The organism is Labrys sp. HAY1-8F (genome assembly GCF_056754975.1).
Genome location: NZ_JBPGWZ010000002.1, coordinates 1,672,148 through 1,696,666, shown reverse-complemented (window position 1 = coordinate 1,696,666; position 24,519 = coordinate 1,672,148). Strand labels below are relative to the sequence as shown.

27 protein-coding genes are annotated in these 24,519 nt (G+C 64.0%); 15 read left to right on the top strand and 12 right to left on the bottom strand.

The annotated features are described in order from the left end of the window. The first annotated feature begins 323 nt into the window (after window positions 1-323). The 6 genes from dhaL to dhaK all read left to right on the top strand — a co-directional run bounded on the left by dhaL (window position 324) and on the right by dhaK (window position 4,762). A complete protein-coding gene (gene dhaL, locus ACR9ZN_RS16850; protein WP_481272724.1) occupies window positions 324-935 on the top strand; it encodes a dihydroxyacetone kinase subunit DhaL in 612 nt (203 codons plus the stop codon). Beyond that, complete coding sequence (dhaM, locus tag ACR9ZN_RS16845; protein WP_434957552.1) at window positions 932-1,315, top strand: dihydroxyacetone kinase phosphoryl donor subunit DhaM; 384 nt, start codon at window positions 932-934, stop codon at window positions 1,313-1,315. Before dhaL ends, dhaM begins: the two co-directional genes overlap by 4 nt. Window positions 1,316-1,322: 7 nt before the next feature. Further along, window positions 1,323-1,613, top strand: coding sequence for an HPr family phosphocarrier protein (locus tag ACR9ZN_RS16840; protein ID WP_434957551.1), 291 nt, complete (start codon window positions 1,323-1,325; stop codon window positions 1,611-1,613). 36 nt (window positions 1,614-1,649) lie between these two features. Next, window positions 1,650-3,239, top strand: coding sequence for a putative PEP-binding protein (locus ACR9ZN_RS16835; protein ID WP_481272723.1), 1,590 nt, complete (start codon window positions 1,650-1,652; stop codon window positions 3,237-3,239). Further along, window positions 3,232-3,711 (top strand): hypothetical protein, encoded by a 480-nt coding sequence (locus ACR9ZN_RS16830; protein WP_441770442.1) that lies wholly within the window; start codon window positions 3,232-3,234, stop codon window positions 3,709-3,711. Before ACR9ZN_RS16835 ends, ACR9ZN_RS16830 begins: the two co-directional genes overlap by 8 nt. A 61-nt stretch (window positions 3,712-3,772) precedes the next feature. After that, a complete protein-coding gene (gene dhaK / locus ACR9ZN_RS16825; protein WP_481272722.1) occupies window positions 3,773-4,762 on the top strand; it encodes a dihydroxyacetone kinase subunit DhaK in 990 nt (329 codons plus the stop codon). Window positions 4,763-4,991: 229 nt separating this feature from the next. On the opposite strand, the gene ACR9ZN_RS16820 is transcribed toward dhaK, so the two are convergent. After that, a complete protein-coding gene (locus ACR9ZN_RS16820; RefSeq protein ID WP_441770444.1) occupies window positions 4,992-5,540 on the bottom strand; it encodes a cysteine hydrolase family protein in 549 nt (182 codons plus the stop codon). Window positions 5,541-5,644: 104 nt separating this feature from the next. Here ACR9ZN_RS16820 and ACR9ZN_RS16815 point away from each other — a divergent pair, with 104 nt between their 5' ends. Further along, a complete protein-coding gene (locus ACR9ZN_RS16815) occupies window positions 5,645-6,604 on the top strand; it encodes a GlxA family transcriptional regulator (RefSeq protein ID WP_434957546.1) in 960 nt (319 codons plus the stop codon). Between the two features lie 12 nt (window positions 6,605-6,616). Here the strand turns inward: ACR9ZN_RS16815 and ACR9ZN_RS16810 are convergent, their stop codons facing one another. Further along, a complete protein-coding gene (locus ACR9ZN_RS16810) occupies window positions 6,617-7,213 on the bottom strand; it encodes a TetR/AcrR family transcriptional regulator (RefSeq protein WP_434957545.1) in 597 nt (198 codons plus the stop codon). 77 nt (window positions 7,214-7,290) lie between these two features. Between ACR9ZN_RS16810 and ACR9ZN_RS16805 the strand changes: the two genes are divergently transcribed. Both ACR9ZN_RS16805 and ACR9ZN_RS16800 read left to right on the top strand, forming a co-directional pair. Continuing rightward, entirely contained in the window at window positions 7,291-8,565 is a 1,275-nt protein-coding gene (locus tag ACR9ZN_RS16805) for an MFS transporter (RefSeq protein WP_434957544.1), read from the top strand. 104 nt (window positions 8,566-8,669) lie between these two features. Beyond that, window positions 8,670-10,115 carry an aldehyde dehydrogenase family protein gene (locus ACR9ZN_RS16800; RefSeq protein WP_441770446.1) on the top strand — a complete coding sequence of 482 codons (1,446 nt, stop codon included), beginning with the start codon at window positions 8,670-8,672 and terminating at the stop codon, window positions 10,113-10,115. Here ACR9ZN_RS16800 and ACR9ZN_RS16795 read toward each other — a convergent pair. The 4 genes from ACR9ZN_RS16795 to ACR9ZN_RS16780 form a co-directional block, all read right to left on the bottom strand. Then, window positions 10,100-10,726: an HD domain-containing protein gene (locus ACR9ZN_RS16795; protein WP_481272721.1), complete on the bottom strand. Its 627-nt coding sequence runs from the start codon at window positions 10,724-10,726 to the stop codon at window positions 10,100-10,102. The two genes, ACR9ZN_RS16800 and ACR9ZN_RS16795, sit on opposite strands and share 16 nt — an antisense overlap. Continuing rightward, window positions 10,723-10,995 carry a hypothetical protein gene (locus tag ACR9ZN_RS16790; protein ID WP_481272720.1) on the bottom strand — a complete coding sequence of 91 codons (273 nt, stop codon included), beginning with the start codon at window positions 10,993-10,995 and terminating at the stop codon, window positions 10,723-10,725. The genes ACR9ZN_RS16795 and ACR9ZN_RS16790 overlap by 4 nt, the downstream gene beginning before the upstream one ends. A 121-nt stretch (window positions 10,996-11,116) precedes the next feature. Then, on the bottom strand, window positions 11,117-11,908 hold the full coding sequence (gene attM, locus ACR9ZN_RS16785; RefSeq protein ID WP_481272719.1) for an AttM family quorum-quenching N-acyl homoserine lactonase: 792 nt from the start codon (window positions 11,906-11,908) through the stop codon (window positions 11,117-11,119). Between the two features lie 33 nt (window positions 11,909-11,941). Beyond that, a complete protein-coding gene (locus tag ACR9ZN_RS16780) occupies window positions 11,942-13,234 on the bottom strand; it encodes a hydroxyacid-oxoacid transhydrogenase (RefSeq protein WP_441770448.1) in 1,293 nt (430 codons plus the stop codon). Window positions 13,235-13,485: 251 nt separating this feature from the next. Between ACR9ZN_RS16780 and ACR9ZN_RS16775 the strand changes: the two genes are divergently transcribed. Further along, window positions 13,486-14,271, top strand: a complete 786-nt coding sequence (locus ACR9ZN_RS16775; protein ID WP_434957538.1) for a FadR/GntR family transcriptional regulator — start codon at window positions 13,486-13,488, stop codon at window positions 14,269-14,271. Window positions 14,272-14,278: 7 nt separating this feature from the next. Here the strand turns inward: ACR9ZN_RS16775 and ACR9ZN_RS16770 are convergent, their stop codons facing one another. Then, window positions 14,279-15,310, bottom strand: coding sequence for an extensin-like domain-containing protein (locus ACR9ZN_RS16770; RefSeq protein ID WP_454815188.1), 1,032 nt, complete (start codon window positions 15,308-15,310; stop codon window positions 14,279-14,281). 80 nt (window positions 15,311-15,390) lie between these two features. Between ACR9ZN_RS16770 and ACR9ZN_RS16765 the strand changes: the two genes are divergently transcribed. Together ACR9ZN_RS16765 and ACR9ZN_RS16760 are read left to right on the top strand one after the other, a co-directional pair. After that, on the top strand, window positions 15,391-16,080 hold the full coding sequence (locus tag ACR9ZN_RS16765) for a nucleotidyltransferase family protein (protein WP_454815186.1): 690 nt from the start codon (window positions 15,391-15,393) through the stop codon (window positions 16,078-16,080). A gap of 369 nt (window positions 16,081-16,449) precedes the next feature. Next, complete coding sequence (locus ACR9ZN_RS16760; protein ID WP_481272718.1) at window positions 16,450-17,625, top strand: fumarylacetoacetate hydrolase family protein; 1,176 nt, start codon at window positions 16,450-16,452, stop codon at window positions 17,623-17,625. Between the two features lie 92 nt (window positions 17,626-17,717). Here ACR9ZN_RS16760 and ACR9ZN_RS16755 read toward each other — a convergent pair whose 3' ends face one another. Next, window positions 17,718-18,623, bottom strand: coding sequence for a metallophosphoesterase family protein (locus ACR9ZN_RS16755; RefSeq protein ID WP_434957534.1), 906 nt, complete (start codon window positions 18,621-18,623; stop codon window positions 17,718-17,720). Window positions 18,624-19,283: 660 nt separating this feature from the next. On the opposite strand from ACR9ZN_RS16755, the gene ACR9ZN_RS16750 reads away from it, so the two are divergent. Together ACR9ZN_RS16750 and ACR9ZN_RS16745 are read left to right on the top strand one after the other, a co-directional pair. Beyond that, the gene (locus tag ACR9ZN_RS16750) at window positions 19,284-19,685 is read left to right on the top strand and encodes an NUDIX domain-containing protein (RefSeq protein ID WP_481272717.1); all 402 of its coding nucleotides are present in this window, start codon (window positions 19,284-19,286) and stop codon (window positions 19,683-19,685) included. 240 nt (window positions 19,686-19,925) lie between these two features. Continuing rightward, the gene (locus tag ACR9ZN_RS16745) at window positions 19,926-20,423 is read left to right on the top strand and encodes a GNAT family N-acetyltransferase (protein ID WP_481272716.1); all 498 of its coding nucleotides are present in this window, start codon (window positions 19,926-19,928) and stop codon (window positions 20,421-20,423) included. A gap of 32 nt (window positions 20,424-20,455) precedes the next feature. On the opposite strand, the gene ACR9ZN_RS16740 is transcribed toward ACR9ZN_RS16745, so the two are convergent. The 4 genes from ACR9ZN_RS16740 to ACR9ZN_RS16725 form a co-directional block, all read right to left on the bottom strand. Further along, the gene (locus ACR9ZN_RS16740; protein ID WP_481272715.1) at window positions 20,456-21,673 is read right to left on the bottom strand and encodes a CCA tRNA nucleotidyltransferase; all 1,218 of its coding nucleotides are present in this window, start codon (window positions 21,671-21,673) and stop codon (window positions 20,456-20,458) included. Between the two features lie 114 nt (window positions 21,674-21,787). Further along, window positions 21,788-22,048 carry a DUF6111 family protein gene (locus ACR9ZN_RS16735; protein WP_434957530.1) on the bottom strand — a complete coding sequence of 87 codons (261 nt, stop codon included), beginning with the start codon at window positions 22,046-22,048 and terminating at the stop codon, window positions 21,788-21,790. 21 nt (window positions 22,049-22,069) lie between these two features. Beyond that, entirely contained in the window at window positions 22,070-22,735 is a 666-nt protein-coding gene (locus ACR9ZN_RS16730; protein ID WP_434957529.1) for a CoA pyrophosphatase, read from the bottom strand. A gap of 49 nt (window positions 22,736-22,784) precedes the next feature. After that, window positions 22,785-23,366, bottom strand: coding sequence for a DUF1285 domain-containing protein (locus tag ACR9ZN_RS16725; protein WP_441770454.1), 582 nt, complete (start codon window positions 23,364-23,366; stop codon window positions 22,785-22,787). A 153-nt stretch (window positions 23,367-23,519) separates the two neighbouring features. On the opposite strand from ACR9ZN_RS16725, the gene ACR9ZN_RS16720 reads away from it, so the two are divergent. Beyond that, window positions 23,520-24,518 (top strand): AAA family ATPase, encoded by a 999-nt coding sequence (locus tag ACR9ZN_RS16720; protein WP_441770455.1) that lies wholly within the window; start codon window positions 23,520-23,522, stop codon window positions 24,516-24,518. Window position 24,519: the final 1 nt, after the last annotated feature.

Genomic DNA, 24,519 nt, shown 5'->3' with positions numbered 1-24,519 from the left:
TAGTCTTGGCCATCCGGGCAAGCTTCGTCAATGGCGATATGGCACCAATACTGACGTTAAGATAGGCACCTGCTTAGGTGGCTGGGGATACAGGAATGTGACGGCAGAAGGGCATACGCTCGCGCGGGAGTGGTCGAGGACGCACCGCGCAGCCGTCGCGGGAATGTTCAGTACAGGGTGGCCCGCAGGAGTTCCTCAGTCCGGTGCCGCAAGGCGATAGTTTCGCTTGCAATGTTTAGGGTTCGATGATCAACTAAACAAATAAGCAAACCACGAGCCGGCAATGACCGGCCATCATAAGACTGCGGGGCGGAGGCCGGACGATGGACAGCCAAGCAAAAGAGCAGCTCATTCGTGCGGTTGCAGCAACCATATTCCAACATTCCGAAGAACTCACGGCGCTCGATCAGGCGATCGGCGATGGCGATCACGGCCTGAATCTCAAGCGGGGCTTCGAGGCCGTTACCGCCGAATTGCCGGGCCTTGCCGAAAAATCCTGGCCGGACCTGCTCAAGGCGGCGGGCATGGCCATGGTGATGAAGGTTGGCGGTGCGTCCGGCCCGCTTTTCGGTACCTTCTTCATGGAATTTGGCAAGGCTGTCGGCACCGAGCCCGATCGAGCTGCGCTGGTCGCCGCCTTCGCCAAGGCGGTCGAGGGCGTGAAAGCGCGTGGCCGCTCGGAAGCCGGGCAGAAGACGCTGCTCGATGTCCTCGTCCCGGTGCAAGCGGCCTTGGCTGCCGGTGCCGGCGCAGCCGCGCTCAAGGCGGAAGCCATCGCCGCCGCCGACAAGACGGTGCCGATGCAGGCGATCCGCGGGCGCGCTTCCTTCCTCGGCGAGCGCTCGGTCGGCCATATGGATCCGGGCGCCCGATCCTCCTCGTTGCTCATCGCCACCGTGGCGGACGAACTCAACAAGCAAGGGCTGATGCCATGACCGTGAGCCTGGTGATCGTATCGCACTCGCCCAAGGTCGCCGAAGGCGCGGCCGACATGGTGAGGCAGATGGTAGGCGATAGCGTGCGCGTCGCCTGGACGGGCGGCGACCCCGGCGGCGGACTCGGTACCGATGTCGCCAAGATCATCGCCGCCATCGACAGCGTCTGGTCGCAGGAAGGCGTCGCCGTCGTCGTCGACCTCGGCGGTGCCGAGACCAACGCCGAGATGGCCGTCGAGATGCTCGACGAGCACAAGCGCGACCTCGTGGTCATCTGCAATGCGCCGGTGGTGGAAGGGGCGGTCATCGCCGCAACGGAGGCCTCCGGAAATTCCTCCCTGGCGGCGGTTCGCTCCGCCGCCGAAGATCTCTATGGATAGGATCGATATGCCGGATATCAACGGAGCATTGACGGGCAAGGCCGAGCTGACCAACGCGATCGGGCTGCATGCCAGGCCGAGCGTGAAGCTGACCCAGCTCGCCAAGAGCTTCCAGTCGAGCATCGAGCTGGCCACCGATGCAGCGGGACCCTGGGTCGATGCCAAGAGCCCGGTCAAGGTGATGCGGGTGAAGGCGCCCAAGGGCACGGTGCTGCATTTTGCAGCGAACGGACCGGATGCCGAGACAGCGCTATCGGCTATTCTGGGACTGATCGAGGACAAGTTCGGAGAAGAGTGACGATGCTGCATCCGGGGGGCTGCCAAGGAGGGTGTCATGACTGAACGGCGGATGGCGGGACGTCCTGCATCGCCTGGGCTTGCCTCCGGACCCGTCTTCATGATCGGCAAGCCGAGGCCGCGGACCGGGAAAGCACCAGTGCAGGAAGATGGCGACGCCGCCTTGCGGACCGCCATCGATGCGGCGCTGGTCGATCTGGTGTCCCTGGTCGAGGCCGTCGATGAAGAAGGAGCCGACATCATCGGCTTCCAGATCGCCATGCTTGAGGACGAGGCCCTGTCGGAGGGCGCCTTCGATGCGATCGCAGCCGGGGTGGGCCCCGTTCACGCCTGGCGTTCGGCCCTCGACGCGGAAATTGCCGATTACGAACGCAGCGAGGATGCCTATTTTCGCGCGCGTGGCACCGACCTCGCCGATATCCGCGACCGCGTGCTCGCCCATCTCACCGGAGCAGCCGAAAGCGAGAAGGTGCCGCCCGGTTCGGTCCTGGTGGGCGAGGACCTGCCGCCATCCCTGTTCCTGTCGGTCGACTGGAGCAAGGGCGGCGCGATCGCCCTGGGTGCCGGTTCGCCATCCTCCCATGTCGCCATGCTCGCGCGCAGCCGCCGCGTGCCGATGGTGACCGGGCTAGGCGTGCTCGGGGAGGCAAGCCAGGCCATCGTCGACGGGGCGGCGGGAACGGTGACCTTCGATCCCGACAGTGCCTCGCTCGCCGATTTCGGCCCGGCCCTCGCACGCCGGCACGAAGCCGATGCCCGGGCGGAGACAATGAAAAGCGAGCCGGTGTTTCTTCCCAATGGCACCCGCGTCGACATCATGATCAACGTCGCCTCGCCGGATGATCTCAAGGGCATTTCGCCTCAGATTTGCGATGGCATCGGCCTGGTGCGCACCGAGTTCCTGTTCGAGCCTGGCCGCCCCCTGCCGGACGAGGAAGCCCAATATGCCGCCTATGTCGCCATCGCCGCCTGGGCGGCCGGGCGGCCGGTGACGATACGCACCCTCGACGCCGGTGGCGACAAGCCGATCGCCGGGGTCACCAGCGATGGCGAGTCCAATCCTTTCCTGGGTCTGCGTGGATTGCGGCTGTCGCTGGCTCGTCCGGAAACTTTCCGCGTCCAGCTCAGGGCCTTGGCGCGGGCCAGCCTGCATCACGAGATCCGCATCATGCTGCCGATGGTGACGGTGCCGGGAGAACTGGCCGAGGCCTCCGCCCTGCTCGACGAGGTGGTGGCTTCCCTCATCGCCGAAGGCACGCCCTGCCGCCGGCCGCCGCTCGGCATCATGGTCGAGGTTCCCGCTGCCGCCCTCGGGGCGCTGCGTTTCCCGGCGGATTTCTATTCGATCGGCTCCAACGATCTCACGCAATACACCATGGCCGCAGCCCGCGACATTGCCGATGTCGCCGGCCTCAACGATGCCGGCGATCCGGCCGTGCTGGAATTGATGGCCCGCGCGGTTGGGGCCGGCAAGGCCCGCAAGGTTCCGGTCTCGATCTGTGGCGATGCCGCCGGCGAGGTGCGCCTGGTGCCGAAACTGCTCGGCGTCGGCCTGACCTGCCTGTCCGTGCCGCCCGCTCTGGTGGGAGCCGTCAAGGCGGCGATTGCGGATCTCAAGCATGTCTGACGCCCGCGATGCCAGCACGCGCTCGATAGCCGCCTACAAGGCGCTGCTGCGGCGCGCGCTGGACAATCGCCCCTCGGGCACGAGGCTGAAACTGGCCGCCGCGCTCGGCACCAACAGATCCTTCATTTCGCAGATCACCAATCCCGGCTACCCCATTCCGATCCCGGCCCAGCACCTCGACGTCATTTTCGAAGTCTGCCACCTCGCGCCGGCCGAGAAGGCGGAATTCCTCAAGGCCTATCAGGCCGCCCATCCAGGGCGGACGCAGGCCCAGGGCAGGCCGGCACAAGGGCGTAGCCTGACGCTGACCCTGCCGGATCTCGGCGATGTCAGGCGCAATCAGGCGATGGATAAGGCCATTCTCGATTTCGTCACAAGCCTGGTCCACTACACGCGTGCACTCGATCGCAAGAGCAAGGGGGAGGAGGAACCGGCATCCGATGAATCCGGAGACAGCCAGGTTCAGAATTGACAGCCGGAGATCGGTTCCTGCTGCGACACGTCCTAACCAAGAACAAAGGGAGGCCCATGGAATGAAAAAGCTCATCAACGCAGTCGACGACGTGCTGGCGCAGAGCCTGGACGGATTCGCGGCGGCTCACGCCGATCTCGTCACCCTGGGCGAAGAGCGTAAATTCGTGCGCCGCCGCCAGGTCAAGCCGGGCAAGGTGGCCCTGATTTCGGGCGGTGGTTCCGGTCATGAGCCGCTGCATGCCGGCTTCGTCGGCTTCGGCATGCTCGACGCAGCCTGCCCCGGCCAAGTCTTCACCTCGCCCACGCCCGACCAGATGATGACCGCTGCCGAGGCCGTCGATGGCGGCGCCGGCACGCTCTATATCGTCAAGAACTACGAGGGCGACGTGATGAACTTCGCCATGGCGGCGGAGATGGCGTCGGGCCCTGTCGAAAGCCTGATCCTCGACGACGACGTCGCCGTGGAGAACTCGACCTGGACCACCGGCCGGCGCGGTGTCGCCGGCACGCTGATCGTCGAGAAGATGCTTGGCGCCGCGGCCGAGCGCGGCGACGACCTCGCCAGCCTCAAGGCGCTGGGCGCGCGCGTCAACAGCCATACGCGCTCGATGGGTGTGGCGCTCACCTCCTGCACGGTGCCGGCGGCCGGCAAGCCGACCTTCAACCTCGGCGAGGACGAGATGGAGATGGGTGTCGGCATCCATGGGGAGCCCGGCCGGCGCCGCGTCAAGCTGGCTTCTGCCGATGCCATCGTCGACGAGATGCTGGGCGCCATCGTCGGCGACCTCTCGCTGACCTCTGCCACCGAAATCCTGCTCTTCGTCAATGGCTTCGGCGGTACGCCGTTGATGGAGCTCTATCTGATGCAGGATCGGGCGCGTAAATGGCTTGACGCCAAGGGCATCAAGGTAGCCCGCTCGCTGACGGGCTCCTATGTCACTTCGCTCGACATGGCCGGCTGCTCGCTGACGGTGTCGGTGCTGGACGAGCAGGCCAAGGCGCTGTGGGATGCGCCGGTGCATACGCCAGCCCTGCGCTGGGGGGTGTGAGGGACGAAACTACGACATTCGTCGGTTCTGACCGAGACGAATGAAGCGCGAGGCCCTTCTCCCGCAGGGGGAGAAGGTGCCCCAAAGGGGCGGATGAGGGGTGAAACATGCCCCATCCAAACGTTCGCCGACACCCCTCATTGCAGCGCAATGCCACCCAAGGCACTTCCAAAGGAAGCGCCAGGTCCCGCAAGGGGAGAAGGTAAGCCGCGCCTCTTTCTACTCCACCTTACCCCGCCAGCAGCTCGTCGGTCGAGACGAGCTTGGCATAGCCGAAGGCGAGCGATGCCATGGCGGCGGCATGGACCTGCGCGGCCGGCACGGTGACGCCGCCGAATTCCAGGTCCCGCGTGGCCGCGGCGTCATGGGCGACGGTGACCGCATAGCCGAAATCGGCCGCTGCCCGGGTCGTCGCCTCGATGCACATATGGCTCATTGCGCCGGCGATCAGGACGTCGGTGACGCCGGCATCGTCGAGCAGTTTCTTGAGGCCGGTATCCCTGAAGGAATTGGGGAAGTTCTTGACGACGACCTGCTCGCCAGCGCGGTTGGCTACGCCCGGGTTGATCTCGGCGCCCGGCGTACCGGCCACGAAGAAGGGAGCATCTGGCTTGGCTGCTTCATGGCGCACATGCACCACGACTTCATCCTTCGCCCGGGCCGCCTCCAGCAGGCGCGCGGCGTTGGCGGTGGCTGCCTCGATGCCGGACAGGGTCCATTTGCCGCCCGGGAAATAGTCGTTCTGAATATCAACGAGGATCAAGGCGCGCTTGGACATGGGGTATTTCTCCAGTTTCAACAGACGTTGTGATTGCTGAAATAGGACGCCCCGGGCAGAATGCCGATTGGCACATGTGACAAAAATCAGGGCGAAAGTGACAAATGACCATGCCTCCCTCCGAGATCGGCCTGTTGGCCTATCCCGACGTACAGCTGGCAGCGCTCTATGGTCTGGCCGATCTCTTCGCCATCGCCGACAGGATCGCCAGGGAGCGCAGGGAAGGCAGTGGTCCGCTGCTGCGGGTGAGCCGCTGGGAGTGTGACGACAGCGGCCAGGTCCGCAATCGTGACGGCGACGACAGCGCAATCCCGAGCATGATCATTCTGCCGCCGAGCTTGGCAAAGCCGCCGAGCGAGGCCTGGACCGCTGATCTGGCCGACTTCCTTCGTCGCTGCCATGGCCGCGGCAGCGTGCTGGCCTCGGTCTGCGTCGGTGCTTTCCTGCTCGCTGAAACCGGCTTGCTGGACGGGCGTCAGGCGACCACCCATTGGAGCTATGCCGAGCTTCTCGCCGAGCGTTTCGGCAAGGTCCGGGTGGATTCGGCCAAGATCGTGATCGATGATGGCGACATCGTTACCGCAGCGGGGCTGATGTCCTGGACCGATCTCGGCCTGAAGCTGGTGGAAAGGCTGCTCGGCACCAGCGTCATGGTGGAGACCGGGCGTGCCATGCTGGTGGATCCCCTGGGGCGCGAACAGCGCCATTACAGTGTGTTCTCGCCCCGGCTCAATCATGGCGACGAACCCATTCTCGTGGTTCAGCACTGGCTCCAGCAGGCCTATGCCGGTGAGATCGACGTATCGGCCATGGCAACCAAGGCAGGGCTGGAGAGACGGACGTTCCTGCGCCGCTTCGGCAAGGCCACGGGTCTGAGGCCTGTCGAATACTGCCAGCAGCTTCGCGTTGCCAAGGCCCGCGACATGCTGGAGACGACGCGGCTTTCCTTCGATCGCATCGCCTGGAATGTCGGCTATGGCGACCCGGTCTCCTTCCGCAAGATCTTCGTGCGGACGATGGGGCTCACCCCGGGCGATTATCGCCGCCGCTTCGGGGCGGCGTGAGCGTTTTTGACGCTATTCCTTCAGGCTTGCATCGATCAGCATGTCGGCGATCACGGCGACGGAGCTGGCCGGTCCGCCTTCGTGAAAGATCTGGCCGCTGATGAAGGCGCCTTCGATCAGCAGCAGCAGCCCGTCTGCAAGCAAGCCCGGCTTCCTGGCGCCCATGCGCTCGGCCATGCCTTCCAGGCGCTCGCGCAGCAACACCTTGCCGCCCTCGGCGACCATGCGGGCGGGATTGTCCTCTTCCGGATATTCCACCGCAGCATTGCTCAGCCCGCAGCCGCGATAGCCCGCCAGGGTCGCCCTTTCGCCGAGGCCTGTCAGGTAGTTGCGCAGATGGGTGCGCGGGTCGTTCTCGAAGCCGACGCCTGCACCCTCGAAGCGGGCCCAGAACTCGGCATCGTAGACCCGGACATAGGCGGCGGCCAATTCGTCCTTCGAGTTGAAACAGCGATAGAGCGTGGGTTTGGTCACGCCAGCTTCCGAGGCGATGGTGTCGACGCCGACAGCCCGGATTCCCTCCTTGTAGAAGAGCTCGCGGGCGGTCTTGAGGATGCGATCTGCCGCGCGTGGCTGCGGCGGCGAAGCGACGTTTGCAGATCCGGTCATTTGCCTCTTTCCAATTTCCAGCAACGATGTTACAGACCGGTACGTATCAAGTCAATCTCGACAGTGCAGGTCTTCCGATGCAGCCCGTGAGCCGTCGGCCTTTCGGCCAGAAATATGCCTTCGTCGTGGTCGCCGTCATCTTTCTTTGCCTGCTGGTGGCGGCCGGCGTGCGAGCCTCTCCCGGGCTGCTGCTTCAGCCTCTGCACAAGGCGTTCGGCTGGGGTATCGACACGATTTCGCTCTCCGGTTCGATCGGCATCCTCCTCTACGGCCTGGTCGGCCCGTTTGCCGCGGCCCTGATGAACCGCTTCGGCATACGCCAGGTGCTGGTCATCGCACTGACGCTGATGGCGGGCTCCATCGGCCTCAGCCTGCTGATGACGGAATCCTGGCAGTTGATCGCGACCTGGGGCGTGCTCTCAGGTCTCGGGTCCGGATGCGTCGCCATGGTGCTCGGCGCCACGATCGCCAATCGCTGGTTCAAGACCAATCGCGGCCTGATCATGGGGCTGATGGCGGCCAGCGCGGCAACGGGCACGCTGATCTTCCAGCCCGGGCTCGCCAAGCTCTCCGAGATCGGTGGCTGGCAATTGGTGGTGGCGGCGGTGGCGATCGCCTGCGCCGTCTTGATTCCGCTTGCCTTCTTCCTGGTGCCCAACCATCCCAGCGACATCGGTCAGCGCCCCTATGGCGCCGATCCCTCGGCCCCGGTTGAGCCGCCACAGGCCCAGACCGGTCTTATCGATGCTTCGCTCGGCGCGCTGGTGCGGGCGGCCCGCACCCGCACCTTCTGGTATCTCTTCGCCACCTTCTTCATTTGCGGTTTCACCACCAACGGCCTGGTGGGAATGCATCTGATCTCCTTTTGCGGCGACATGGGCATCCCCGAGGTGCAGGCTGCCAGCCTGATGGCGATGATGGGGATCTTCGACCTCTTCGGTACCACCTTCTCGGGTTGGCTGACCGATCGCTACGATCCGCGCAAGCTGCTCTTCGTCTATTACGGCCTGCGTGGCATTGCCCTGATCTACCTGCCCTTCAGCGGCTTCAACATCTATACGCTCACCGTCTTCGGCGTGTTCTACGGCCTCGACTGGATCGCCACAGTGCCACCGACCGTACGCCTGACCAACGAGGCCTTCGGCGATCGCGATGCCCCCGTGGTGTTCGGATGGATCGCGGCAGGGCACCAGATCGGCGCAGCCAGCGCCGCGGCCCTGGCCGGCTATATGCGGGTGCTGCAGGGAAGCTATGTCGAGGCCTTCCTCTTCTCCGGCCTCACCGGCATCGTCGCCGCGCTGATCGCCCTCCTGATCGTGCGCCGGCGCGTGACGGCCGTTGCGGCTGCCTGAACAGGTGGCGCTGGAAAATGGCTGGCCGCGTCAAGCTGCCGGTTTGCGCCGGGCATTGGTTAGACTAATGTCCGGCCAGTTTCTCTATCTTCAGGATTGCATCGATGACACTGCACGCCCGTAACTTCATCGCCGGCGAATGGGTCGCCTCGTCCGATCTCGCGCCGGACGTGAATCCCTCCAACACCGCCGAGATCGTCGGGCATTTCCCGCGGGCGACCAAGGCCGAGGCCGAAAAAGCTATCGCTGCGGCCAAGGCTGCGTTCCCGGGCTGGAGCCGCTCGACCCTGCAGGAGCGCCATGATGTGCTCAAGCGCATCAGCGACGAGATCCTGGCGCGCAAGGAAGAACTCGGCGCCATCCTTTCGCGCGAGGAAGGCAAGACCCTGCCCGAAGGCATCGGCGAGGTGGCGCGGGCCGGCCAGATCTTCGGATTCTTCGCCGGTGAAGCCCTGCGTTTGGCCGGCGAGATCATCGGTTCGGTGCGCCCCGGCGTCGGCGTCGAGGTCACACGCGAAGGCATCGGCGTGGTCGGCCTGATCACGCCCTGGAACTTCCCTGCCGCCATTCCGGCCTGGAAGATCGCGCCGGCGCTGTGCTACGGCAACACCGTGGTGTTGAAGCCGGCCGATCTCGTGCCGGCCACCGCCCATGCATTGGGCGAGATCATCGCGCGTTCCGGCCTGCCTGCCGGCGTGTTCAATCTGGTGATGGGCCGCGGCTCGGTGGTCGGCGAGGCGCTCTTGTCCTCGCCTGACGTCGATGCCATCTCCTTCACCGGCTCGGTCGGTACCGGTCGCAAGATTGCCGCGACCTGCGTCGCTTCTTCGCCGATGAAGAAGGTGCAGCTCGAAATGGGCGGCAAGAACCCCTTCGTCGTGCTCGACGATGCCGACGTCAAGGTGGCCGTGGAGGCCGCCGTCAACGGTGCCTTCTTCTCCACCGGCCAGCGCTGCACCGCCTCTTCGCGCCTGATCGTCACCGACGGTATCCACGATGCCTTCGTGGCGGCGTTGGTCGAGCGCCTCAAGGGCCTCAGCGTCGACGACGCCATGAAGAGCGGCACCCATATCGGCCCGGTGGTCGACCAGAGCCAGCTCGACCAGGACCTGAACTACATCAAGATCGGCAAGGAAGAGGGCGCCAACCTGGCCTTCGGCGGCGATCTGGTAAAGCGCGAGGCGCCCGGCTTCTATCTGACGCCGGCCCTGTTCACCGGCGCCAGCAACGACATGCGTATCGCCCGCGAGGAGATTTTCGGGCCGGTTGCCGCCGTGGTGCGCGTCAAGGATTACGACGAGGCACTCTCCGCCGCCAACGACACCGAATTCGGCCTCTCCGCCGGCATCGCCACCACCAGCCTGAAATACGCCACGCATTTCAAGCGCAATGTCCAGGCCGGCATGGTGATGGTCAACCTGCCGACGGCGGGCGTCGACTATCACGTACCGTTCGGCGGTCGGAAGGGCTCGAGCTACGGCTCGCGCGAGCAGGGCCGCTACGCCGCGGAGTTCTACACCACGGTGAAGACCAGCTACACGCTGGCCTGAGGAGGCTGGTCGCCTGACAGGTTTGCGAGGGAGCGCGCGAGATTGGCGCGCGCTCTTTCCTCCAGCTTTTCGGCGAAGAGATTGCTGAAATAGAGCCTTGGCCGGACCATGAAGCGCTGCAGCACGGCAGTCCGCCCGATGCGCCAGGCCGTTTCAGGCACATGCGCATATTCTCGGCGCACCGCGGCCTCATAGGCATCGAAGCGTTCCGCTTCTGCGCCGAGGATCTGCAGGTCGAGATCGAGGAAATAGGCCAGGTCGGATCGCTCCTCAGCTCCTGTGCCGTCAGTGAATTCATGCTTTTTGGTGGCCAGGATCAGCGCTGCCACCCGTTCCAGTCTTTCTATCGAGAACCTGTCGGGCGAGATCGGCGCTGCGCTCCTCATTGTCCGGGGCCGCTGCATCGTACACGGCATCGTGGAACCAGATTGCGAGTTCGATGGCTCCGGCATCATGGAGGAGGGGCGACAGTCCTGAAAGCCCGCCAGCATGGCCTCGATATGGCCGATATCGTGATAATGTCGGCGCGGATCCCGATAGGCCGTAAGCAATTCGGCGAAAGCCGGCTCGGAAATGGCCGGCGGCCTGGAAAGGTGATCGCCAACGCTCATGGCAGCAACTCCCGGCGTGCCCATTCGGCCAGATCGCCGGAATCATCGCGGGCTCCAGCACCGGATTGAAGTTTGGCAAGCAGGCTCCGGCTGAAGGCCGCCTCTCCGACCTCACCGATCAGTCTGAGAATGACGGCCTGCGCCTCGTCCTGATTGGCCTGTACCTCGGCAGGTGTATGCCCGCTCCACAGATAGCCCTTGTCGTTATAGCCGGCGATGGCCTGGAGATGATCGACGAGACGCTGGCGGGCTGTAATGGGCGTTTTCATGCAGCAGCTTTCGGAGTTCGGCGGATTGTCGACGCCACCAGATCTCCAAGTCAATCAACTGTCATGCTTTTCGACGAGGTCTGCCGTTGGCGCCTGGATAGTCCAGGCGCCCGTCGGGGCTTTAGTCGTAGAAGCCCGGTGATTGCTTGAAGGCCGGCCAGGCGTCCGGGTCGTGGCCGGTGACCACCTTGGCCTCGGTCTTGGCAGCGAGGGACCGCAGCTTCTGCACCGAGCGCACCGTGTCCACGGTCGAGGCAAGGAAGCCGGGCAGGGCCTTCTCATTCCAATGGTCGAGCGTGTAGGCGGCATCGACCGCGAGCAGGATGGCGCCGCTGTTGGGCAGGGTGACCAGGAAGGATTGGTGGCCCGGGGCATGGCCGGGTGTGAAGATCATCTTGAGCGTACCGTCGCCGAACAAATCATAACCATCGGTGGCCTCGGCCTCCAGGAACTGCCATTTCAGGCCAGGCCGGTCGAAATCCTTGCGGATATAGCCGCCGGCGGCGAACCAGTCGGGTGCGTAGGCATATTCGTATTCGCGGCGCTGGACGATATGCACGGCATTGGGGAAGCGGCCGATCGCGCCGGTATGGTCGAGATGCAGATGCGACTGCACGACATGGGTGACGTCATCGGGCCGGATGCCCATGGCTTGCAGCTTCTGCACGCAGCCATCGCTTTCCTGCATCACCGGCCAATAGGTCCTGGAAATGCCGCCCCAATAGCCGCGCGGATCGCTGGCGCACTCGACGGCATTGCCGCCATCGATCACCACCAGCCCCTTGGGATGCTTGAGCAGATACCAGGGGACCGGAATTTCGTAGTCGGTGTTGGCGCCCTGGTTCATCTTGATGTTGTGCAGCTTGCACTTCAGCGTGCCGCACTGGAACATGTGCAGTTCGATCTCACCCATGGTTTCCTCCTGGTCATTCTTCCGTCAGCACGCCTACCAGTTGCGCAGGGATTGGCGCATGACGGCCTCGATCCCGGCGGCGTCGATGGGTTTGGGGGCACCGACCAGGAGGCGCTGCTGCTTGAGCGCGCCCTGCACCAAGGCTGGAATGTCTTCCTCGCCATAGCCGAGCTCGGCGATGCCCGATGGCGCGCCTACCGCCTTCATCAGCCTGATCAGGGTGTCCGGCAGCGAGTCCGGGCCCGGATTGGCGATCGGTCCGGCATTGAGCAACTCGGCGGCCTGGATGTGCTTGTCCGGTGCAGCATCATAGGTGAAGCGGAATACCGCCGGGGAGGTGACGATCACCGAGAAGCCATGTGGCACGAAATTGTGGCTCGTCTCGTAGCCGGGGGCGCTGTAGCTGTGCTTCAGGCCGGCGAGGGGATAGGCACAGGCATGGGGGATGTGCACGCCCGCCGTGCCGAAGCCGATGCCTGCCATGGTGGCGCCGAGCATCATGGTGCCGCGCGCTTCCAGGTCGTTGCCGTCACGTACGGCGCGCTCGAGAAAATGCCCGCCGAATTCGATCGCCTTGAGGGACCAGATGTCGGCCACCGGGTTGCTGCCCTGATAGGGCGGACGGTCATCCGGCGTGGCCGGGCGCGGTCGGGCGTCGAAGGGGCGGGAAATGAAGGATTCCACCGCGTGGCAGACCACGTCGAGGCCGCATGAGGCCGTGACGGCTCCCGGCGTGGTGCGCGCCAGTTCGGGATCGACGATGGCCAGCGTCGGCCGCATATAGCGGTGCGAGATACCGGTCTTCATCTTGAATTCGGGAATGTCGAGAACGGCGACCGTGGTCGCCTCCGAGCCCGAGCCGGAGGTGGTCGGGATGGCGATCAGGGGACGCAGGGGTGAAGGTGGCTTGCGGCCCCCTCCGACGGGCGCATTGACATAGTCGATAATGGCGCCGCCATGGCTGCGGATGAGGTTGGCGACCTTGGCGGTGTCGATGGTGGAGCCGCCGCCCAGGGCGACGAAGCCGTCTACGTCCTGGGATGAAGCGAAGGCGGCAGCCTCCCCCAGCGACTCGATGGTTGGTTCGACGAGAATGCTTTCGAAGACGCTGATCTCGACGCCGGCGCGCGCGATGATTTCGGTGACACGTTCGGTAATTCCTAGCCGGCGCAACCTTGGGTCGGCGACCAGCAATATCTTGCGAAGCCCAAGGCGCTTGAGCTCCCAGTCGAGTTCCTCGACCGCCCCGTTGCCGAATTTGAGCTGCGTTGCCTCCAGGGTGAAGATGGTCTCGTTCGCGCCCCGATCGGTGGGTGCCATCGTCATGTCCTCCTGCGCCGACGATCATTCGACCAGGCGAGGCAGCCAGGCTGCGCAACCATGCTCGCGATCGGGTCGTGTGTCCTGACTTGCGAAGTTGGCGGAAGGCTTCCACAATGGTAAGAACATGTCAATATCACATGGTGACATGGTCATATGATGAATTCTGTTTCTGTGTGTTTTGAAACGAGCAATCGATCCGCATAACATCCTGAAACCGGGCAGGGCTCTGTCCGAAAGCCGAAGAGGAGGGGTGTTTGGCCCTCAAAGAGCGAGTGCGCCCGGCCCCGGAACCTGCCGGGCAAGATGGTGAGGCGGACAGGCGTCTGGGGCGCCCGCTTCCTCTGGCCGATCGGGTGGTCGCCGCACTGCAGGAGGACATCGAGAAGGGGCGCTTCGAAGCTGGGGCCCGCCTGCCCACCGAACCCGAACTTGCCGCCAGCTTCGGCGTCAGCCGCACGGTCATCCGCGAGGCGGTATCCCGCCTTAAGGCCGACGGCATCGTGGTCAGCCGGCAGGGAGCTGGGGTCTTCGTCAGCGCCGCCCCGCTGCAGCGTTCCTTCCGGATCCGAGACGCAGAAGTCGGCAGCGGGGTCGCCCTGCGCGAGATCTTCGAACTGCGCCTGTGTCTCGAAGTGGAGGGGGCCGGGCTTGCGGCGATCCGTCGTTCGCAGGACGACCTGGCCGCACTCCGGCATTGGCTGGAGGAGATGGATCGCACCAAGCTCGGCCAGGATCTCGGTGTTGGCGCCGATATCGAGTTTCACCGGGCCGTGGCGGCGGCGAGCGGCAATGGCAAGGTTGCCGATTTCCAGCGCTATCTATCCTTGCTGCTGCACCAGAGCGTGACCGTCGCCCGCAACAATACCCTGCAGAAAGGCCCGGCCCACGTCGACAGCGTCATCGAGGAACATGGCGACATCTACCGCGCGGTCGAGGCGTGTTCGGCTGCCAATGCGCGCAACGCCATGCGCCGCCACCTTCTGCTGGCGGCGACGCGGTTGGGTGTGATTGGGGTGGAAGAGGCAGCGCTTCTGGCTTAGAGCGCCGTTATTCGTCGTAGCCGCCGGCCGGAACCTCCTGGATCGAGCCGGTATAGTCATCGGAAGGCGGCGGCGCACCGCCGGCACCACGTTGCGCGGCGGCCACCCAGCCGGCGGGAGCGCGCGGACGGCAGATGCTCTTGCTGCGCGCGCCATGGCGGGCAAGATCGAGATGCAGATGATTGTCGTGTAAGGGGGCGCCGGGCCCGAGCACGGTGGTGAATTTAGGGCAGGCGCCAAAGGCGATGTCACGCCAGAAGCTGCGCTCCTGGGCCGAGCCGCGCCAGCCGGTCAGGATGCGCGTCTCGCGTCCGTCGGCCAGTTTGAAGCCCTTGACGTCGACAGCATTGGCAAAAGCATGTTCGGACATTCGGCCGAAATGGCCGTTGTTGCGCCGGCGGCAGGAATAGCTGCCGAACGTCGTCATCTCCACGATGGGTGAGCCGAAATTCGCCATCGCCGCTGGCTGCACGTCCTGAACCAGCCAGCGGGTCAGGGCCGGGATCATGGAGCAGGACAGCACCAGGCTGCGGTCCATCGAAACCGCGAAGGGGCCGCCATCGGCAATACGGACGGGACCAGGCGACGGGGCTGCCCGGTAGGACATCGGCGCGGAAGCGCCGCTATCGCCGAGTGCGCCGGTCTGGTCGCCGACGGCTGCGGGCGGCAGCAAGCCGTCTGGTGTCCCCGAAGCCGGAGGCGCATATTGTGGCTGAGGCTGAGGTGCGTAATTGGGCTGCGGGGCCACGGTCTCTGGCGCCCGAGGCTGAAGGGTCGCGTAGACCGGGGCGGACTGTCCGCCATTGGTATTGAGGGCTGTGACACGGAAGGGATGGTCGACACCGCATACCCCGGGCCCCTCGATCGCCTGGGCGATGCGAATGCCGGCGCTTTCCCGGACCGCGCCCGAGGCCAGGCACTGCGACTCCGCCTGGGCACGCCAGGGCTCACGCTCTTCGAGATTGAAGAACGACCCGCAACCAGCCAGGCTACCGAGAACCGTACCCAGCACGAGAGAACACACAACGCGACGCAACATGGCCACAGCTTAACGGCCATTTTCAAAAAGAAGCGTTAACCGCGCGGCCGTGATTGATTTCGTCGACGCGAGACGCTTCCATGATGGCCAAGCATGATAAAACCGTGTATTCGGCTTTGCCTTTCCCAAAGAGCGAAGTGTCATCCATGCCCTCGGACGATGATCAGCCTTTGGCGAATTACATTGCGATCGTTCTCGCCGGCGGCGAGGGGCGACGCATGGGGCGCAACAAGCTGTTGCTCGACATTTCCGCCCGCCCGATGATCCGCCATGTCGTCGAGACCATCCGCGGCGTCATCGCCGACGTCATTGTCGTGACCGGCCACCAGCGGGAACGCATCGAGGAGGTGCTCGTTCGTACGCCGGTCGAATTCGTGGACTCGCCCTCGGCCGATGGTCCAGCGGCGGCGATCCGGCGCGCTTTTGAGCGGGCAAGCCTGTTGGCGGCCAAAAGGGGCTGCGACGGTATCATGTTATGTGTCGGCGACCAGCCGCGCCTGACGGAACGTGAAATTGCCGGGTTGATCGACCAGTACCGCGCCGGCGACCGGCGCAAGGCCCTGGTTCCGGTGCGTGGTGACCGGCGGGGTTACCCTGTGATGGTACCGCCGGATTTCGACGTAGGGGGCATTGATCTTTCGAGTGAAAGTCTGATTGCCGATTATCCCGACCAAATCGCGGCTTTTCCTACACGCAATCCTGTTTATGATTCCAGCTTGGACACGCCGGAAGATTTTCGGAGCTTTTTTGCAATCTCGAAACTTCCATAGCACGTACTTTAATACCTAAGATGTGCCCTATCCTGGTGAATTCGTCCGACTAGTCGCATGCGGGAGATGGCCGAACCGGGACGTAAACGCTAAGTTTTGTGTGTTAAACTTTTAAAACAAAGCCTAATACGAAAATATTAACGTTTCATTTTTTGAAATATTTTGTATCCATCTCGTTGTATATTAGATGACCGCCAAAAATCATGAGAATACGATGATAGTCAATTTTGGCTACCGCTTTATGGCTGTTGAGTTAGTCCACATTCATAGGGCGCATATCTTTGTATACCGCTTATGCAAGTCTTGCCCCTCCGCACGGTTGACGCTAAGGGCAGGTTGATAGAGTTCTCACCACTCGCGAGGCCCGCAATGTCGTTCACGCTCACCCCCGAAAATACCCTCCCGGTCGACGGTGTCGCCGGGACATTGATCGGGCGTGTCTGGCTGCCGGATGTCGAAGGGCCGGCCGTCGTGGTTGCCAAGGAGGATGGTCTGCATGACATCACCTCCAGCTTCCCCACGGTCAGGGACCTCTGCGAGGCCCGAAATCCGGCCCAGGCCGCCAAGGCGGCCCCCTCGACCGAGATCGGCCCCCTCGCCGAAATCCTCGCCAATACGCCGCCGGTCAACCGCGACCTGCGCAAGCCCTGGTTGCTGGCGCCGATCGATCTGCAGGCCATCAAGGCGGCGGGTGTCACTTTCGTGGTTTCGATGCTCGAGCGGGTGATCGAGGAAAAGGCGCGAGGGAACTCGGCTGCGGCGGCATCCCTCAGGGCCGAGATCGTAAAGCTGGTCGGTGACGACCTTGCGCGCCTGCGTCCCGGCTCGGCCGAGGCGGCGCGGTTGAAGGAGGTGCTGATCGCCCAAGGTGCCTGGTCGCAATATCTGGAGGTCGGTATCGGACCGGATGCCGAGATCTTCAGCAAGGCCCAGCCCATGGCAGCCGTCGGCACCGGCGCCGATGCCGGCCTTCATCCGAACTCCACCTGGAACAATCCCGAACCCGAAGTGGTCTTGGTGGTGTCTTCGGCCGGCAAGATCGTCGGAGCAACGCTGGGCAATGACGTCAATCTGCGCGATTTCGAGGGGCGTTCGGCCCTTCTGCTTTCCAAAGCCAAGGACAACAATGCCTCGGCGGCGATCGGTCCCTTCGTGCGCCTGTTCGATTCCACCTTCTCGCTCGATCATGTCAGGCGTGCCGATGTGACGCTCGAGGTGCGCGGGCCCGAGGGCTACCGGCTCACGGGTGTCAGTTCGATCTCCAAGATCAGCCGCGATCCCGGCGACCTCGTTTCCCAGATGATCGGCGTGAACCATCAATATCCCGATGGTGCAGTTCTCTTCCTGGGTACCATGTTCGCGCCAATCGACGACCGCGACGAGAAGGGCAAGGGCTTCACCCACAAGATCGGCGACGTCGTCACCATCGCGGCCCCGGAACTCGGCTCGCTTACCAACCGCATGGTGCGCAGCTCGGATGCACCGCCCTGGACTTTCGGCGCCAGCCACCTCCTGCGTAATCTCGCCAAGCGCGGTTTGCTGTGATCGCCTGTCGGTGAATTAATCACGTAGCGGCTGATCCTGGCTGAAGGTCTGAAAGGGGCGGCTTCGTCCGCCCCTAGCGTCTCCGCTGCTTTTCAGGCCAGCTCTTGCGAGCGCAGCTCTTCAGGCGGGTGGCCGGCGGCTACGAAGCCACGGACGGTCAGTCCGATTTTCCAGTTCTTCTGCTTGCCGGTGATCGAGAAGAGATTGTAGGAGGCCGGCCAGCGGGCACGCTCCGGCGCAGCCGAGGCCGAGGGCGTGCAGACCACCGGGATCGTTCCCTTCGGGCCCTTGAGACGATGCACCAGTCCGGTATGGATATGCCCGTGCAGGACGAGCTCCGCGCCCGTCCGGCGCAGCACGGCGTTCAGCCGGTCGCAATCGATCAGCATCGCGGTCGGCCCGGCATCTTGGCGGCGCACAGGGTGGTGCAGCATGACCACCCGGCAATAGCCCTCATGCTCCAGATGTTCGAGAATGGGACCGAGCTTGGCGATCTGTCGTGGGCCGAGCTTGCCGGTCGCCATGAAAGGCGCTGTCGGAATGGCGCTGGACAGGCCGACGAGAGCTACCTTTCCGCGGATGCGTACATAGGGAAAGCGTTCGTCTTCGTCGAGCGGATGGGCACCGGTGTTGTCGCCACGCATCCAGGGATCGAAGGCCGAGAGCAAGTGGAGGGCGCCGCCCTTGGTGTAGGCGTCATGATTGCCGGGCACCAGCGAGACGAAGTCGGGCGCGCCGACCGTTTCAAGAAAGGCGCGCGCCGCCGGGTACTCGCCGGGCAGAGCGAGATTGACCACGTCGCCGGTCAGGGCGATGTGGTCGGGCGATTGTGCATGCAGGTCTGCGAGAAGCTGCTGCAGCACGTCCATGCGATGGACGTCGCGGCGCCCTCGATTCCAGTTGATCCAGCCCAGAACCCGCTTTCCCGCCAGTTCCTTGGCCCTGGCTCGCGGCAAAGGCCCGATATGGGGGTCTGAAAGATGCGCGAGCTTGAACATCAGGAGACAATCGGGGAGGCAGGTATCACGAAGCGACAACCGATGATGCTATGGCGTTTTGCGATTCGACGGAGCCACCGAGGACCGCAAAAAGGCGTTGAAACAAGAGGCTAGAGCAAAGTGCGTTCAGCCGTGAACGTGCTTTGCTCTAGCGTGGCCATAGGACCTGTCTGTGTCAACGCAAAACGCCTGCGCGTTCTCGTGAACGGCAGGCGTCGTTTCGGCCGGGGATCATCGACCACCGTTGTGGGGCGGGACGATCGTTAAGCTTTGCTGAAGGTCAACAATGCGACAGTGTCGCGGGTAGCCTGGGTCTTGGCATGAATACGAACGGCGCTGGCAAGCAGCCGGAAATAGGTCAACATTGATCTCTACCGGGGCGAAGGCCCCTGGGTCTCCTCTATTGGGGTGACGCATCTATAACGTGAGATTAGGTATTTTACCATCCGATAAAGGCTGCTTGGCACGCTGGACAGCCATGCATGGGCGGGATGGCAGGGTGCTGGAAGTTTTTTGCCGCTGCTATCTCGAACAAGCCTTAGCCGTTCTCTTTCAATCACTGAGCATCGACGGATGATTTCTTCTTCAATTACATTACGACAGAAGATCGGACGTCTGGTGACTCCGCTTTTCATGATCTTTTTTCGAATGCAGCGCGGTATGACTTTGGGGGTGCGTGCCGCCGTGCTCGACGGAGAGGACAGGGTCTTTCTGGTGCGGCATACCTATGTGCCGGGCTGGTATCTGCCGGGCGGTGGCGTCGAGACCGGAGAAACCGCGCTGGAAGCCTTGGCCCGGGAGTTGGAGGAGGAGGGGCATATCCGTCTCAAGGGGCCGCCTGAGCTGCAGGGCCTCTATTGGAACCGGGAGGTCAGCCGTCGCGATCATGTCGCCTTCTTCGTGGTCCGGCACTACGCCCAGGCGCAACCCCGCCTGGCGGATCACGAGATCGCCGAGGCAGGCTTCTTCGCCCTCGACGCCCTGCCGGAAGATACCACCAAGGCGACCCGCCGCCGGCTCGATGAAGTGGCGGGACGGCGCCAGCCGGATGGCCTGTGGTGACACGGTGACCCGCGTCGGCCGCATCTGGAGCAGGTCGATTCTCGAAATGGCACGATCGGCGCGCCAAAATATCGTTCGATCGCTAAATCCGGTTGTAAGGCGACCGCTTTTGTTGTACGCGCCGGCCATGATGACGAAGAGCCTTCAGCTGCGACGACGAACCGTGGTTTCGCTCCACCCCCTTTCGCGCGCCTGAACCGTTGAGCCGGCGGGCGCCTCTGCCTGTCGGAACCATCGCAAATGCCTGAAATCGCCATCGACCTCACCCTGGAGACGCCTGACGACGGCGCCGTCATCGACAAGCTGCACGAACGGGCTTTTGGTCCCGGACGCTTCGCCCGCACGGCTTTTCGGCTGCGCGAGGGAGTGCCGCCCCATCCCAAATTGTCCTTCGTGGCACGCATCGGTTCGATGATCGTGGGTTCGATCCGGCTGACGCCCATCCATGTCGGCGAAACCTCGGCCCTGCTGCTCGGACCTTTGACGGTGGAGCCTGCGTTCCGCTCGCTCGGCATCGGTCTCACGCTGATGCAGGCCAGCCTGACCGAAGCCGCGACGATCGGGCATCGGCTGGTCATTCTGGTGGGCGACGAGCCCTATTACAGCCGTGTCGGCTTCAAGCGCATCGCGCCGGGAAGAGTACTGCTGCCCGGACCGGTCGATCCGATGCGTTTCCTGGTGAAAGAGCTCGTCGAGGGGGCCTTCGAGGGGGTCACGGGCGCTGCCCGCGGCGGCTGATCACGGCCGCCTGTTCCCCACGGAGCAGCCGGTTATGCGGTCTTACGCACGGCTTCTTCCAGGATAGCTTGGCGCTGCACGCCATCCTCGGCAAAGCCGCCGTCGATCCAAGCTCTTTCTGCGCGGGCAAGAATGCGACCGATGCGCGGGCCGGGCTCGATGCCGAGGCGCGCCAGATCCCTGCCGCTGAAAGGCGCATCGGGAACGACCCAGCGATCCGGCAAAATGAGAACCTCGGTAAAATCCTCGTCGGCGTGATGCGCGGCCGCGACCAGCATGGCGTCGCGATAAAGCTCGGGACCCAGGCGATAGAGCCACTCCCGGGCCTTGGGAAGCGTCGGAGCGCGCCTGACGCGCTCCAGCACCATGGCAATCGCCGCGAGGCGCTTGGCTTCGGCCTTGGAAAGGCGCAGCCGTGCCGCCAGACGCTCGGCATCGAGGCGCGTGAACAGGCTGAGGGCGGCCAGCCGCCTGATGGCGTCTGGTTCCACCAGGCTCCTGGCCTCCAGCCCTGCGATGCGCCGGAACGCCTCGACACGTGCCACGCCCCCCAGCAGAATGCCGAGAAAGCCGGCATCGTCGATCTCGGCGAGGACCCCCGCCGCCTGGGGGGCTTTGAGTAATTTGAGGAGTTCGGCCCTTATGCGTTCGGCCGAGAGCTGGCGCAGGCCCTCGCGCCCGCGTATCGCCGCCGCAAAACTCGCCCCGTCGAGCGGTCCCGTGCCGAAACGGGCATGGAAGCGAAACAGGCGCAGTATCCTTAGGTAATCCTCGGCGATGCGCTGATCGGCATCGCCGAGAAAGCGCACGCGCCGGTCGGCAATGTCGGTGAGGCCACTGGCATAGTCATGCAACCGGCCATCGGGGGAGAGCGAGAGGGCGTTGATGGTAAAGTCGCGCCGGAAGGCGTCGGCCCGAAAGTCGCGGCCGAAATGCACCACGGCGCGGCGACCATCCGTCTCGATGTCCTCCCGCAGCGTCGTGACTTCGAGGGGGTGGCCGTCGATGACCACGGTCACCGTGCCGTGCTCGATGCCTGTTGGTACGACTTTCCAACCCCGGGCCCTGGCCCGGGCCTGGGTCTCGGTGGGCAGGGCGGTGGTGGCGATGTCCCAGTCGGCGACGGCCTCGCCCAGCAGGGCATTGCGCACGGCTCCTCCCACCACCCGTGCTTCTTCCCCGTCGCGGTTCAGAGCCGCAAGCAGCATCGACAAGGGAGGCTGGTCGAGCCAGGGAAAACGCTCATCCATCCGATCATGCATCCAAAAGCATTTTCTGGAAAAGCTGACAGGCCTTTCGACTAAGAAAATGCGTCAAAACAATAGGTTAGAGCAAGGCTCGATTCGGAGAAATCGCACTTTGCGCTATCGCGTCTCAGGCTCGACCAGCTTGCCATTTTCCATATGCGCAGGGACGTAGGCACTCCCGGCAGGAGCTCCGCCATAGTGGGCAAAGAGAGCGAGGCCAGCCGCCATGCACATCACACCAAGCGCGATCAGCCGCAGCAGCGGGATACCCGTCGGTGCGGGGGCGTCGGGCCGCTCGCCGCGCAGCAGCAGCCAGATCCCGTAAATCAGGAAAGGCAGAATGAACAGTACTGCCTCGAACAGGAAAGGCCGGAACATCAGCGTGCGACTTTCATCGTCTCAGCCATAGAGCCGCTCGTAGAGGGTATGGATGATCCCCGCCGTCACACCCCAAATATAGTGGTCCTGCCAGGGAATTGCATAATATTGGCGCATGGCGCCGCGCCATTCGCGGCTTTCGGCAATGTGATTGACCGGATTCATCAGGAAGGCCAGCGGGCATTCGAACACGCTGTCGACCTCGGCGGGATTGAGACGCAGCACCATGCCCGGATCGGCCAGAGCCACCACCGGCGCGATACGATAGCCTGAGCCGGTGAGATAGAGATCGAGATAGCCGATCGGCCTGATCAGGCTAGCAGACAGGCCGACCTCTTCCTCGGCCTCGCGCAAGGCGGCCGCGAGCACGCTGCCGTCGTCGGGATCGATGCGACCGCCGGGAAAGGCGATCTGGCCCGAATGATTGCGCAGCGCGCTCGAGCGGTGGGTGAGCAGCACCGTCGGCCCGTCGGGCCGGTCGATGAGCGCGATTAGCACGGCGGCCGGCTTGGAGGGCGTCGCGGGCAATTCGGCGAGCAGGCCGGGGGAGAAGCGGTGATCGCCATGATCGGGCACGCTGTCGAGATGGAGCCCGACTGGCGGCTCCGCGGCAAGCCGGTGCCGGGCCCGCTCGAGAAAGGCTTCGAGCTCGGGATGGTGGGTCGACGGGGGAAGGGCGGTCAGCATGTCGGGACCTGACACATCAGGGCTTGGCACATCATCATGACTTCACACATCATGCCTCGGCGCCGATTTCATCCGCGGGCGCCATGGCAAAGAAGCTGCCGCCTGAGGTGACGCCGAACATGGCGACACCGTCGATCTCGCGAACTTCGCCGAGATCGGCAAGGTCGTAATACAAAGCACGGTTGACCCGGGCCCAAAGGCCGGCACGCACATGCACATAGGGCTTGAGCCCTTCGGAAGCCCCGATCTCGAACCGCATCGGATGATCCGGGCCGGCTTCGGTCCAGTCGTCGACATTGGTGCGGAAGGCCAGAGTTCGCCCGCTTGCACCCTCTTCCACGCGCATCTCCACGGCGACGAAGGGCACGTCATCAACCACGATGCCGACGCGCTCCACCGGCGTCACCAGGACATAGCGATCCTCGTCGCGGCGCAGGATCGAGGCAAACAGCTTGACGAGCTCGATCCGTCCGATCGGGCTCTTCATGTAGTGCCAGCTGCCATCGGCTGCGATGCGCATGTCGATATCCCCGCAGAAGGGAGGATTCCACAGATGCACGGGACGGGCGCCAGCTTGCTTGCCGGCCTCCTTGATGGCTTTGGTCAATCCGGCCAGATCGGTCTGGGCCATATTCGAAATCACTCGGTGATAAAACGGACGTGAAAACGGCAGAGAAACTCTCGCTCCTGCCTTAGTTGCTCTCTAGTATCCTGCGATACAAGGGAATCGTGCAAGCTTCCCATTCTTAAGCGCCGCCGCCCGGCGCCCTTCCTGCGAGGCATGATGACGGCCGATACTGCCACCAATCTCGACGAAGCCATCATCCGTTCGGCGGAAACCACCGCTGATCTGATCAGGCAGGCCCGCGAAGCGGTGCATGGCGTGATCTTCGGCCAGGAGGCCGTGGTCGATGGCGCCCTGATCACCTTGCTGTCCGGTGGCCACGGTCTGCTCGTCGGCGTGCCCGGCCTTGCTAAGACCAAGCTGGTCGAGACGCTCGGTGTGGTGCTCGGGCTCGATGCCAAGCGCGTGCAATTCACGCCTGACCTGATGCCTTCCGACATCCTCGGCACCGAAGTGCTCGATGCCAGCGAGACCGGCAAGCGCAGTTTCCGTTTCGTGCGCGGGCCGGTTTTCGCGCAATTGCTGATGGCGGACGAAATCAACCGCGCCTCGCCGCGCACGCAGTCGGCCCTGTTGCAGGCCATGCAGGAATATCACATCACCGTGGCGGGCGAGCGCCATGACCTGCCCAAGCCCTTCCATGTCCTGGCAACCCAGAACCCGCTCGAGCAGGAAGGCACCTATCCCCTGCCGGAAGCCCAGCTCGACCGTTTCCTGATGCAGATCGACGTGCCCTATCCCGATCGCGAGGATGAGAAGCGCATTCTGCTCTTCACCACTGGCGTCGAGGAGAGTCCCGCGCGGCCTGCCATGAGTTTCGAGGATCTTCTGAGCGCGCAACGCCTGGTCCGGCGGCTGCCGGTTGGCGAATCGGTGGTGGAAGCGATCCTCACGCTGGTGCGCTCGGCCCGTCCTGGCGAGACCCCCGACCTTGCCGGCAAGATCGCCTGGGGACCGGGGCCGCGCGCCAGCCAGGCCCTGATGCTCGCGGTGCGGGCGCGGGCTCTGGTGCAGGGCCGGTTCTCGCCCTCGATCGACGATGTGGTTGCCCTCGCCGAACCGGTGCTCAAGCACCGCATGGCCCTCAGCTTCGCTGCCCGGGCCGATGGTGAAAGCATTGAGGGCGTGATCGGGCGCCTCGCGCGCAAATTGGGCTGAG